This is a genomic window from Candidatus Dadabacteria bacterium, assembly GCA_026706695.1.
GTDB lineage: Bacteria > Desulfobacterota_D > UBA1144 > Nemesobacterales > Nemesobacteraceae > Nemesobacter.
Genome location: JAPOYE010000005.1, coordinates 1 through 13,248, shown reverse-complemented (window position 1 = coordinate 13,248; position 13,248 = coordinate 1). Strand labels below are relative to the sequence as shown.

Annotated in this window: 7 protein-coding genes; all 7 read left to right on the top strand. The window is 46.4% G+C overall.

Going from position 1 to position 13,248, the window contains the following annotated elements:
- On the top strand, positions 1-1,104 hold a 1,104-nt coding region (locus tag OXG10_00250), incomplete at its 5' end, for a Fic family protein (protein ID MCY3825804.1).
- 79 nt (positions 1,105-1,183) lie between these two features.
- The gene (locus OXG10_00245) at positions 1,184-1,612 is read left to right on the top strand and encodes a hypothetical protein (protein ID MCY3825803.1); all 429 of its coding nucleotides are present in this window, start codon (positions 1,184-1,186) and stop codon (positions 1,610-1,612) included.
- Positions 1,613-1,654: 42 nt separating this feature from the next.
- Positions 1,655-2,857 (top strand): argininosuccinate synthase, encoded by a 1,203-nt coding sequence (locus OXG10_00240; GenBank protein ID MCY3825802.1) that lies wholly within the window; start codon positions 1,655-1,657, stop codon positions 2,855-2,857.
- A 12-nt stretch (positions 2,858-2,869) separates the two neighbouring features.
- Positions 2,870-3,880, top strand: a complete 1,011-nt coding sequence (gene queA / locus OXG10_00235) for a tRNA preQ1(34) S-adenosylmethionine ribosyltransferase-isomerase QueA (protein ID MCY3825801.1) — start codon at positions 2,870-2,872, stop codon at positions 3,878-3,880.
- A 275-nt stretch (positions 3,881-4,155) separates the two neighbouring features.
- Positions 4,156-9,402, top strand: a complete 5,247-nt coding sequence (locus tag OXG10_00230) for a DEAD/DEAH box helicase (GenBank protein ID MCY3825800.1) — start codon at positions 4,156-4,158, stop codon at positions 9,400-9,402.
- Positions 9,399-12,236 (top strand): helicase-related protein, encoded by a 2,838-nt coding sequence (locus OXG10_00225; protein MCY3825799.1) that lies wholly within the window; start codon positions 9,399-9,401, stop codon positions 12,234-12,236. Before OXG10_00230 ends, OXG10_00225 begins: the two co-directional genes overlap by 4 nt.
- A gap of 2 nt (positions 12,237-12,238) precedes the next feature.
- Entirely contained in the window at positions 12,239-13,141 is a 903-nt protein-coding gene (locus OXG10_00220; protein ID MCY3825798.1) for a hypothetical protein, read from the top strand.
- The last annotated feature ends 107 nt before the right edge of the window (positions 13,142-13,248 follow it).

The window sequence follows — 13,248 nt, the reverse complement described above, 5'->3', positions numbered from 1 at the left end:
GCCGAAGACAAGGAGTACTGTCTAACGGAAGCGGACATACGCAGTCTGAATCTTATTATCCTCAAGGAGCCTTTCTGGAAAGAGGCCAAAACCCCTGACGGCCAGCCTACGCGCAAACAAATCCTTCCGGGGCAGTACAAAAACCAACCCAATCACGTAAGAACCGCGACTGGAGAAATCTTCAAATTTGCCCTTCCCGAAGAAACTCCGGCGAAAATGCGGGAACTGATGGAATGGTTCAGGGAAAATATTGAATCTCCCCCGGCTTCAATAGTGTCTTTTCTGGCAGAACTGCATCACCGGTTTATTCTTATTCATCCTTTTGACGACGGCAACGGCCGCATAGTGCGCTTATGGATAAACTATGCTCTGATGCGGTTCGGCTATCCTCCTGTTGTCATCAAAAGCGAAGACAGAGAGGGCTATATTTCCGCCATCCAGAAAGCGGATACAGGGAATATTGAAGCGCTTGCTGTTTATCTTGGCAAAAGCCTGATCTCGTGGCTTGAGGTCGGGGTCAAGGCGGCAAAGGGAGAGGATATAAGCGAACCCCGAGATGTTGACAAAGAGATTGATACTTTCATCAAGGGAGAAAAAGCCAGAGGGTTAAAAGATGTAAGACCCCTGTCAAGAAGAGACATAGAAGAAATATATAAGCAGTTCTGGATAACCCTTCTTGAAGTATTTGAAAATCAATTCAAGCAGTTTGATGAGCTTTTTTACTCAAGCAGGGTTTCCTTTAAACCGAGCAATTATGAAAGGACGCTTCCCGGATGTACGTTGGAGGAAAAGCTCAAAGAATATATAAGAAGAAGCTGGGGAGAAGGAGAAGAAAACAGACCGTTTGGATTAGAGGTTTCGTATGAAAATTACAAGGCCTCTGAATCATTTGCGATGAAAGCAGAGTTGCTGATAAGAAAAAGACCCAATGATTTTGAATACCGGATGAGAACAGAGGCTGAGCCAAGCGACTTAGCAACGTTAAAAAAAAGAGAAGACAGGTATGTGTGGAAAGATTCAGAAATAAGGGGATTTGTGGCGGAAGGAAAGAAAGATTTTCTCAAAATTCTAAAAAAGATGGCGGAAAAGATAGTTCAGAATTAATCCCTGACTTTTGCCCAACGACGGGATAATAGTATATAATTTCCCAAAATATCCATGTGAATCCTTGGAGGAAAGAAAAATGAAAATAATGTCCTGGCTCGATTCGGAAGATTACTGGTACATGAATTCGCTGAGCGAGCAGAACAAGGAAATAAACTACTACGGCTACGTGATGGAGGTCGGAGACGAGGAAGATTCGAGCAAGGCAAAGATCATGGTGATTGAACTGCAGAGCGTTAAGCTCGCGGTAGGATACATTGTTTCTCTTAGCATGGATTTGAGCGGGCAGATAGACATAGGTTTTATCTGCCAGGAAAGGCCGGATAAGGACATACCGTTTTCGTGCAAACTCTCCGGGGAAGTTAAAAACCTTACCTACACTGGAGATGATCTCCAGAAAATAGAATACGCGGGGCTCGCGCTTGAAAAATTCTACCAGAACGAGGGAGTAAAGTTTTCCCTTCTGGATCTTCGCTCCATCTCTGAGCAGAATCAGGACAGGCCTTGATCAAGTCTTCCATTCGCGAAGAAATACCGGAGCACCAGTAATATGTCTGAGAAAAACAAGATAGTTCTTGCCTATTCCGGGGGACTTGACACCTCGGTAATCCTGAAATGGCTCGTAAACGAGTACGACTCCGATGTTATAGCCTACGTGGCTGACATAGGACAGAAAGAAGATTTAGAGGAGGCGGAGCGGAAGGCCTGGGATACCGGCGCGTGCGCGGTATTCATCGAAGACTTAAGAGACGAGTTCGTAAGGGACTACGTTTTCCCCGCGATAAGCACAAACGCCGTGTATGAGGGCAGCTATCTTCTTGGCACTTCCATAGCCCGTCCCCTTATAGCGAAAAGGCAGATCGAGATAGCAAGGCGCGAGGGGGCCTTCGCGGTTTCCCACGGAGCGACGGGCAAGGGAAACGACCAGGTCCGCTTCGAACTTACCTTCTACGCTCTGCACCCCGGCATAAAGATCATAGCCCCGTGGCGCGAGTGGGATTTCAAATCAAGAACCGACCTTGTGAATTACGCAAGGGAAAACGGAATAGACGTCACGGCGACCGAGAAAAAACCCTACAGCTGTGACCGTAACCTTCTTCATACAAGTTATGAGGGAGGAATCCTGGAGGACCCGTGGGCCGAGCCTCCCGAGGATATGTTCGAGATGACGGTTTCTCCCGAGGCGGCCCCCGATCAGCCGGTTTACGTGGAAATCGGGTTTGAAAGCGGCATTCCCGTTTCCGTTGACGGAGAGAAACTTTCCCCCGCGGCACTTCTCGGCTGCTTAAACGATGTTGCCGGAGCAAACGGCATCGGGAGGGTGGACATTGTTGAAAACAGGTTCGTTGGCATGAAATCAAGGGGAGTGTACGAGACCCCCGGCGGCACGATTCTTCACGCGGCGCACAGGGCTCTTGAGTCGATTACCATGGACAGGGAAGTGATGCGCCTCAGGGATTCTCTGATTCCGAAGATATCAGAACTTATATACTACGGCTTCTGGTTTTCTCCCGAGATGGAAATGCTGACCGCCGCTATCCAAGAGAGCCAGAAGGACGTAGGCGGCACGGCAAGGCTTAAGCTATACAAGGGGAACGTTACAGTCTGTGGAAGAAAGTCTCCGAATTCGCTTTACAGCGAGAACCTGGCGACCTTTGAGGAGGATTCGATTTACGATCAGTCGGACGCTACCGGGTTCATAAGGCTAAACTCACTCCGGCTTTCCGTAAAAAAACTTCTTGAGGGGGAATAGCCCCTTTCGCGGATGAGAACGGATCAATTCGACTATGATCTTCCCCAGCGGCTGATTGCCCAGTATCCGCTTTCTGAGCGCAGCTCCTCAAAGCTCCTTGTGGTTGACAGGAAAACCCAGGTTTTCTCCCACGCCAGGTTCTCTGACCTAAGGGATATGCTCCGCCCCGGCGACCTCATGGTTCTTAACAACACCAGGGTTATTCCCGCGAGGCTTTCGGGACACGTGGAACGAAGGGGAGTCGTCGAGTTTCTCCTTACGGAGAAAAAGGATGAGGCCCGGTGGGGTGTGCTTTTCAGGAATCCGGCCGAGGGTCTTAGGGTCTCCCTCGATGGAGGGGTGTGGGGCAGCCTTCGGAGGGAACCCGATAAAAGCTGGACTATAAGATTCAGCAAACCCGTCGAGCGGATCATCAGCAGCGCGGGACGGATGCCGCTTCCGCCCTACATAGAAAGAGAACCCGAGCCTTCGGATAAAAAGACCTATCAGACTGTTTACGCGACCGAGGAGGGATCTGTCGCCGCTCCGACGGCCGGGCTTCATTTCGACCCTGAACTTATCTCGGACCTTCGCGAAAAGGACGTTCTGATGAAGTATGTCACTCTGCATGTGGGAGAGGGGACCTTCAGGCCCGTAAAGGAAGAATTTATCGATAACCACGCAATGCATTCAGAACGCGTCTCGGTTCCACGGGAGACCGCAGAGGCGGTAAACGAAGCCAAGGCGCAGAAAAGAAGGATTATTTCCGTGGGGACCACGGTTACGAGGGTCCTTGAGTCGGCAGAGGGAAACATCGGGGAGATGCGGCCTTTTTCCGGAAGGACGGATCTTTTTATAAAACCTCCTTACGAATTCCGGTTTGTAGACGTTCTGATAACCAATTTCCATATGCCTCGCTCAACCCTTCTTATGCTTGTCTCCGCGTTCTGCGGCACAAGGGAGCTGGCCCTCGCCGCTTACGAGGAGGCGAAATCGCGTGGTTACAGGTTCCTTAGTTACGGCGACTCGATGATGATAATGTGAGCAGAGGCTGGGGAATTTCCCGGAGCGTTTGAGTAACTGCTGAAGTGCGCAGGTACATGTGGAAGTTGGAAAGGTCCACATGCAGAACTTACCCATCTGGAAAGGGGAATCACAATTGCAGATTCAGAAGTAATAGTCATAAACAATTTTTCGTGTACCCTTCTACAGGGAATATGCAACAATTGCAAGTCCGTTTCAATGGGAGGAAACTGGGATTTTCGGTTTTGTAATATCCAGTCACTCCTAATCTGAAGACATTTTCTGGATATAAATCTATGGATGTTTTTGAACTCCGAGAAAAGCTTGTAAAGGATTACGAAGAATACACCAGAAGCTTTATTAAGATTAAGGATTCTCGTATAAGTGAGAAAGTTTACTCAGCACTTGAAAACGGGGTATTCTGGCCGGAACCGCTTCTTCAACTTAACCCGAATTTCATGCCTGGGCGCACAATTAATGAACTGGTTAAAGAAGAAGAACTGCTGCATCAGGAATGCCGTGGAATTTTCCGTATAGGGAAGGATAATGATTTTCACGGCGAAGACCTCAGGCTGTATAAACATCAGACAGAAGCGATTCAAAAAGCCAAAGAGAAGAAATCTTATGTTCTTACAACAGGAACTGGTTCGGGGAAAAGTCTGTCCTATATAATTCCGATAGTTGACTACGTACTACGAAAAGGTGCAGGAAACGGGATAAAGGCAATTGTTGTTTATCCCATGAACGCCCTTGCCAACAGTCAGGAAGAAGAGCTTGTAAAGTTTCTTGAAAAAGGATATCCAGAAGGTGGTTCGCCAGTTCGTTTCGCGCGCTACACAGGACAGGAAAAGGAAGACCAAAGAGAGAAAATCAGGTCTAATCCCCCAGACATTCTTCTGACAAACTACATGATGCTGGAATTGCTCCTGACCCGTCGTGAAGACAGGGCACTCATAAAGGCAGCGAAGGGGTTAAAATTTCTGGTATTTGACGAGCTTCATACATACAGAGGGAGGCAGGGGGCGGATGTAGCTTTACTTGTCCGCAGATGTAGACTTGCTTTTGAGGGACATGAAATGATATGTGTCGGGACATCCGCAACGATGTCAACCGAAGGAACATTACAATGTCAGAAAGAAAAAGTAGCATCTGTTGCGGAGAAGCTGTTCGGTACGAGAATTACATCCGATCAAGTGATTGGCGAAACGCTTGAGCGTCTGACAGGGGAAATTAACTGTGAGGATCCTAACACGAAGGCCGAATTAAGATCTATAATTGAATTGTGTCAGGACCCTCCTGATCACTATGAAGAGTTTCGCAAGAACCTTCTTTCGCGCTGGATTGAATCTACATTTGGTGTTAAAAGCGATCTGAATTCGGAAGTGCTGGTACGTCAGACCCCACGCCGGTTGCGGGGGAAAGATTCTGCTTCACAAGAACTGGCGGAATTAACCTCAACACAACCGGACCAATGCGAAAAAGTATTGAAAAAGTATCTTCTGAAAGGCTCGGACCTGTATTCTAGTAAATCAAGCGGTTTTCCAATATTCCCCTTTCGTCTTCATCAATTCTTCACTAGGGGTGATACGGTATGGACAACAATCGAATCAGAAAAAAAGCGACATCTCGAGATTGCAAAACTTGTTTCCCAACCAGGAGAACCTGAGAAAGTCCTATATCCTCTGGTCTTCTGCCGTCAATGCGGAACCGAGTATTACAGGGTAAGCCTTTGCAAATCTGAAGGCGGCAATTCTTATTTGAAGCCCCGTGAAGACCGTCAATACGAGCAGGATGACAGCGAGGAAGGATATCTTTATGTTTCCGGTAGCGATCCTTGGCCAACGGCAGACTCAGAGATTAAAGACAGGCTTCCTGATTTCATGAAAGAGACAACTCCATCAGGAGTTGAACGTATTTCTACATACGCACAAAAACGCAAAGAGATTCCCCAACCGGTATTTGTTAATCCCGAAGGGAGAATTGTTTCTGAAGGGGAGGGATGTATTTCTGCGGCACTGATAAAAGGAAACTTTCTGTTCTGTCTGAACTCTAAGTGTGGAATTGCGTATAAGCGCAACCAGAGAGCTGAGAGAGGTAAATTAAACACCCTGGGAATTGACAACAGAAGCACAGCAACAACAATCCTCGCTGTAAAATCACTAATTGAGCTTCAGAGTGACTCATCCCTAAGTCAGCAAGCGCGAAAGCTGCTGAGTTTTACCGATAATCGCCAAGATGCCTCTCTTCAGGCTGGGCATTTTAACGATTTTACCCAAGTCGCTTTGTTGCGGTCAGCTCTTTACAAAGCTGCGAAGGAAAAAAATGATGGTTTGAAACATGCTGAACTTTCACGAAAAGTGTTTGAGGCTATGGCTCTTCGCTTTGAAGACTATGCCGCAGACCCTCATGTAAGGGGTCCTGCACGAAATGATACTGACGATGCCTTGCGTCGCGTGATTAATTACCATCTGTATCGTGACCTGAAGTGGGATTGGAGGGTCACGGCACCAAACCTTGAAGATTGCGGATTATTGCGCTTTGAGTATAGCGGCCTCGAAGACCATAACGGACTTCTGAATGATTCCAGTATCTGGACTTCTGGTGTTGAGGCTCTGTATGGAAAAGATCTGGAGCTCATTCAAACCCCAGAAATTCTGAAAAACTGTCCGACCGAACTGCGTGGCGAGATTCTCAAAACACTTCTTGATTTTCTGCGCAGGTCTCTTGCCGTCAATGTTGATGTGCTTTACCCTCGAAATAAAAGAGATTTGCTAGACCAGACAACCACCCGCCTTGATGAAAATACGGTCTGGTATCTTGAAGACATTAAAGAACTTGTCAGTTCTACGGTTGCATATCCACACCAGAAAAGCCGGGTTTCTTCTGGAGATTCTTTCGAGGATAAGGTTTTTGTGTCTTCCTATGGTCGATACGGGCAGTACTTAAGACGTTCTTTGAGAAAATATACATCAGAAGGTCAGAAATTTGGTCGGAAAGAAGTTGATGGGGTTATCGAATTCCTGTTCCAAGCCCTGAAATCATATGGGATTCTTGAACAAGTTGGCTCTGGAGAAAAACCGGGCTACCAGATAAACCCGGGATCTCTTTGCTGGATAGCCGATGAAGGAAGAAGCCAACCGGTTGACCTGACGAGACTTTTTGAAACAGGCCAATTTGAATCTGAACCTAACAGGTATTTTGTCAACTGCTATAAAAATTTTGTTGAATTGAGAGCCGTACTGGAAGCCAGAGAGCATACGGCCCAAGTATATTCAGAAGAAAGAGAAGAACGTGAAGAGCGTTTCAGAAAAGGAGAACTTCCTCTTCTTTTCTGTTCTCCTACTATGGAGCTTGGTGTTGATATTGCTCAGCTTAATCTTGTCAATCTGAGAAATGTGCCTCCGACCCCGGCAAACTATTCTCAGCGTAGCGGAAGAGCAGGAAGAGGCGGTCAACCTGCTTTTGTTTACACTTACTGTGCAGGGCGTAGTCCCCACGATCAGTATTATTTCCAATGTCCGGAGCAGATGGTTTCAGGTTCGGTTGCCCCACCCAATATTGACCTTATGAATCAGGATCTTATACGTTCACATGTTTACGCAATTTGGATGGAAGTTGCAAAACCTAGTTTAGGCAAAACTCTCATGGGTGTTATGGATGTTATCGACCGGGGCAGTGGGAACTTCCACCTTCCGATCAAAGATTCTATTCGGGAAGATCTTGAGGACAGGTATTACCTCACCAAAGCAAGGGAAAAAGCCGACCGGTTTATAATGAGCATTAGCGACGACCCTTCCGAAACCGAAAAGCTTCAAAACTGGGCTAAGACTTCTCTTGATCAGATTTGTCTCTCGTTTGATAAATCCTGTGAACGCTGGAGAACTCTGTATCGTTCCGCAGTTCAGCAGAGAGAAGTTCATCACAGTATAATAGGTGACCATTCTCGACCGGAAGCCGAACGCAGATACTCCCGGCGACTCAGAGAGCAGGCAGAAAGCCAGATTCGTCTCTTGACCGAGCCTGAAGGAATATATGAAGGCGACTTTTATTCCTATCGATATTTTGCGGTTGAAGGTTTTTTGCCCGGATACAATTTCCCACGTCTTCCGATATCTGCATACGTTCCTGGACGAAGAAGTCTTAAGGGAAAAGACGGATATATCTCCCGCCCGAGATTTCTTGCCATCTCCGAATTTGGTCCTCAAGCCTTTGTTTACCACGAAGGATCTCGCTATCAGGCCCATAAAGTCAGTCTGGATTTTGGTCCTGAAAACGATGGCCCCATACAAATGACAATGAAGCGCTGCAATACTTGCGGCTATGCTCACACTGAGAGAAACGGTAGCAACTTATCAGAACTGTGCGACAGGTGCGGTTCAGGTGACCTTGAAAATCTTTCCGATCTCGTCTCACTTAAAAATGTCACTCTTAAATTGGTTCAGCGTATAACATGCAACGAAGAGGAAAGGCAACGTTACGGCTATAATCTCATCACTTCCTACAAGTTTAACGAATCAGAGCGAGTTGATAGCGAGATCGTGGTTAACGGTGACCGGTTTATGCGTCTGACTTACTGTGATTCCACTGATATATATAGAATCAATCTTGGCTGGGTGACTCAGAGAGAAGGCACACCTGCTGGTTTCAACCTAGATATAGATAAGGGTTACTGGGCAAGTCGGAGCCCTGATGATGAAGATGATGTATCTGCGGCTTCAGTTCGGGTTAAACGAGTAGTTCCTTATGTAACCGATACAAAAAATGTCCTTGTATTCAATTTTGAGAAAATTCCCGAGGAGTCTGTAATGGCGGGATTGCAGTCCGCATTAAAGAGGGCTATTCAGGAACATTTTCAGCTAGAACCCGCAGAGCTGTCCTGTGAGGCAATGCCTTCGGCTAGGAATCACAACCGTCAAGAAATTCTTTTCTACGAAGCTACGGAGGGTGGTGCAGGAGTTTTAAGACAGATAGTGGAAAAAAGAGAGATAATACCAAAGCTTGCCCGTAAAGCTCTTGAGATTTGCCATTTTGACCCTGACAGTCTTGAAGATATGGGATCGGAAACTTGCGGAAAAGCATGTTACAAATGCCTTTTAGATTATTATAATCAACCTGATCATTCACTGCTTGACCGTTACCTGATTCGCGATTTCTTGGCTCAGCTCATCTGTTCTGAGTTAAAACCATCTGGAGGGCTAGGTTCAAGGTCAGAAAGGATAGAGAAACTTCGAAAGTTCTGCGACAGCGACCTTGAACGCCGGTGGCTTGACCTGCTTGAAAAACAGAATCTCCAACTTCCAAGTGATGCACAGCACCTGATCAGTGAGTGTCAAACAAGACCGGATTTCTTCTATAAAAAATACAATGCGGCGATCTACATTGATGGGCCTCCTCACGACAGACCGGACCAGATCCGCAATGACGATGAGAACAAAAGAAAGCTTATAGAATCTGGCTACTCGGTCATCCGGTTCCATTACAAAAAAGATTGGAATGAAATTTTCCGTCAACATCCCGACATTTTTGGAATTTTCGAAAAATGAATACCCCTCTAACGCTTTCCAAGCCCGGCACTCTCGTTCATGCCCGTGGACGCGAATGGGTGGTTCTGCCAGGGTCAGAAGAAGATATTTTGACGGTACGGCCGGTCGGAGGGGTTGATGATGAAGTCACCTGTATACTGAGATATGTAGAACCCGTAGAGTCAGCAAGGTTTACGCATCCGACAAAAAATGATATAGGCGATTTTTCATCTGGATTTTTGCTTCGGGAGGCTGCAAGATTGTCAACCCGTGCCGCTTCAGGACCTTTCCGAAGTTTTGGACGCATTGCGGTCGAGCCTCGCCCCTACCAGATGGTTCCGTTGATGATGGCCCTCAGACTTGATCCGGTGCGGCTACTTATAGCAGATGACATTGGCATCGGTAAAACCATAGAAGCTTGTGTTATTGCACGCGAACTGCTTGACCGCGGAGAAATAAAGCGACTGACTGTCCTTTGTCCTCCACACCTAGCCGAACAGTGGAAACGCGAACTATACGAGAAATTTCATATTGACGCGGAACTTGTTTTAAGCAGTACGATCAACCGTCTGGAGAGGGACCTGTCAGTAGGCGTTTCGGTTTTTGACCGGCATAATTTCACTATCGTTTCTACCGATTTTATCAAAACCCGTAGGCGGGTAGACGATTTCGTTCTCAAGTGCCCGGAATTAGTAATTGTTGATGAAGCTCACAGGTGCACTCTTTCCGGTGGAAACAATCGAGGAAAACAGCAACGATATGATTTATTGAAAAAACTTGCGGAAGAAAAATCCCGTCATCTCCTACTGGTTACGGCAACCCCACATAGTGGAAATGAAAATGCTTTCCGCTCCCTCTTAGGTCTTCTTGATCAAAGATTCTCAGATCTGCCGATTGATCTTGATAAAGAGGAGCGTGAAGGAATAAGGCGCAATCTTGCGCGACATCTTATTCAGAGACGCCGTGCCGATATCCGCCATTACCTTGAAACCGACACCTCATTTCCAGAGAGAAGGGATAAGGAAGTCAAATACGAATTCAGCGAAGAATACAAGCGCTTGTTTTACGATGTCCTCAAGTTTGTTCGTGGATATGTATCAGAAAAAGATTCGAGTCAGCGTCGGAGAAGAGTTCGATACTGGTCAGCACTTGCCTTGTTGCGCTGTATTTCATCCAGCCCGGCAGCTGCGGTAACTACTCTGCGTAATCGGGCTGCTGTTGAAGAGGTTCCAGAAGATGAAGTGGATGAAGTCGGACGGCGTACGGTGCTTGATCAGGGCGAAGATGATGAAGTCATTCTGGATTTCAGTCCAGGGTCTGACTCCGAAGAGGAAAGAGTTAATATCCGCCCCAAGCTTTTAGCATTTGCTCGTAGTGCAGAACAACTTTCGGACAATGCTGACAACAAAATCCAAACTACAGTTAAGGAACTAAGGCATTTAATCAAGGATGGCTTCAAGACGATTGTTTTCTGTAGATTTATTGACACGGCCCAGTACGTTACGGAGAAACTCCGAAAGGCATTTTCTGAAAATGTAAGAGTGGAATCTGTCACAGGACTGCTCCCTCCTTCAGAACGTGAGGCGCGAATTGACGCTTTGGTAAGTGAACCGGGCGATTACATTCTGGTCTGCACAGACTGTCTTTCCGAGGGAATAAATCTACAAGAACATTTCAATGCGGTTTACCATTACGACTTGGCATGGAACCCGACGCGTCATGAACAGCGTGAAGGTCGTGTGGACCGATTTGGTCAGAGCAACCCCGAAGTCAGAGTAGCAACCTGTTACGGCACAGATAATCCTGTTGATGGGGTGATTCTTGATGTGCTGATTCGAAAGCACAAGAAGATCAAAAGTGACTTGGGGGTTGCTGTGGCAGTACCCGGGTCAAGCGAGCAGATTATAGAAACCTTATTTGAAGGTGCGTTATTACGTGAGATGGCTGGAATTAGTTCAAGGCAGTTGTCGTTGGATTTTTTTGAGGAAATCGAACCAAAGAAAAAACTGATACATGATGAATGGGAGAATGCACGAGACAGGGAGAAAGCGAGTCGTTCACGTTTTGCTCAAAAGACACTTAATCCAGAATTAGTCTGTGCAGAACTTGAAAATGTACGTTCTGCGATAGGTTGCAACAAGGATATAAGACGTTTCTTTTTCACGGCCTTGAAACGAGCAGGGGTCCCTCTAACATCTAAACCAGAAAGTGTCGAAATTCATTTGAACAAAGAAACTCCACGTTCTTTACGACAATCAATCGGTTACGATGAACCGTTTTCAGGACGATTTGATATTCCATTAGGTCAGCAAGAAGTCTATCTGGGAAGAACTAGTCCTGTTATTGAAGGCCTCGCAAGCTGGGTGCTTGATCAAGCGCTTGATCCTGTTGCGAATCAACTCGGTATTGCTTCGCGTTGCGGGGTTGTTTCCACATCTTCTGTTATATCGCGGACTATTCTTCTGGTTGTGCGTTTTCGTTACCACATCAACGATACAGTTGGAAAGACCGACAAAGCAATTTTGTGCGAAGAAATTGTTCCATTGGCCTGCGATGGCCCTTCCGATAATCCAGACTGGATGGAGTTGCAAGAAAGTGAAAAACTGCTGTCCGTGCATCCCGAGAAAAATCTTACACAGACAGCAATTAACCAACAGATTGAATTGACTTTATCAGATATTCCGAAATATGAGTGTGCTTTGGAATTAATTGCGAGAAGGCGCTCTGAGATACAGCTTGAAATTCATAGTCGTGTCCGAGGAAAATCTACTCAGGCCCAAAGAGGTCTTCGGATTGAACCAGTTCTACCAGCCGACATACTTGGAATTTACGTGCTTTTGCCTAGGCTTAACTGATTATGAGTAGAAATAATCATGAATTCCAGACAATACGCTCTGAAGGCGGACTGCTTCCAACCAGTTTTCTCGGGCGTGTACGTGATTTAGAAGAAGTTATACCAGGTACAAACCCTGAAACTTATGAAGTATTTCACGGCGAGCGCATAAATGAAAAAATTACTACTTCTTGGAACCGCCTGCTTAAACACTGGACTGAGTTCCGCAGAGCTTCAGAAGGACTTTCAGAGAACGAAACTGGAACAGGTCTCACTAATAGCACGTGGACACTACACCTGCTTCGTGAGCTGAACTTCGGTCCATTGCCTACGAGCGCAGGTCCTAGATTAGGAGATTACACCTATCCAATAAATCGTTTTTTGGGTTTTGTTCCGATACATCTTGTTGGTTGCAATGTGAAACTTGATCGGCGGTCAGCCGGAGTCCCTGGAGCGTCTCGAGTCAATCCCCATAGTTTGGTGCAGGAATTTCTTAACCGTTCTGCTGACCATCTCTGGGCTATAGTATCAAATGGTCTGCAATTGCGCATACTGCGTGATACCCAAGCTCTGTCGAGACAGTCCTTTCTAGAGTTTGATCTTGAATCCATGTTTGACGGAGAAATTTACTCTGATTTTGTCTTGCTCTGGCTTTCTGTCCACTCTACGCGATTTCAAGCCGAGAAGCCGGAAAAATGTTTTCTTGAGCAATGGGTGCAGGAGGCAAAAGAACAGAGCGTTCGTGCTCTCGGTGACTTGCATGGTGGAGTAAAAAAAGCCATGCAGGTTCTTGGAGGAGGATTTATAAGTTTTAGGAAAAATATCGAACTACAGGATGCACTTCGTAGTGGTAAGTTAAAGCCGGTGGAATTTCATAACGAACTTCTGCGAGTTGTTTACAGACTGAGCCTCTTGCAAAATTATTGATTCAAGCGGCTTCCTGAAGAATCTTACCACTTCCATGGTGAACAGAACAGATAAAGTGCGAGAAGAGACCGATTTACGTCTGTTTTTGGGGCAAACTTGCCGCAATT

Excerpts from the sequence above, each read along its gene's own strand:
- queA (MCY3825801.1), top strand. The coding sequence starts at position 2,870 with ATGAGAACGGATCAATTCGACTATGATCTTCCCCAGCGGCTGATTGCC.
- OXG10_00245 (MCY3825803.1), top strand. The coding sequence starts at position 1,184 with ATGAAAATAATGTCCTGGCTCGATTCGGAAGATTACTGGTACATGAAT.
- OXG10_00220 (MCY3825798.1), top strand. The coding sequence starts at position 12,239 with ATGAGTAGAAATAATCATGAATTCCAGACAATACGCTCTGAAGGCGGA.
- OXG10_00225 (MCY3825799.1), top strand. The coding sequence starts at position 9,399 with ATGAATACCCCTCTAACGCTTTCCAAGCCCGGCACTCTCGTTCATGCC.
- OXG10_00230 (MCY3825800.1), top strand. The coding sequence starts at position 4,156 with ATGGATGTTTTTGAACTCCGAGAAAAGCTTGTAAAGGATTACGAAGAA.
- OXG10_00240 (MCY3825802.1), top strand. The coding sequence starts at position 1,655 with ATGTCTGAGAAAAACAAGATAGTTCTTGCCTATTCCGGGGGACTTGAC.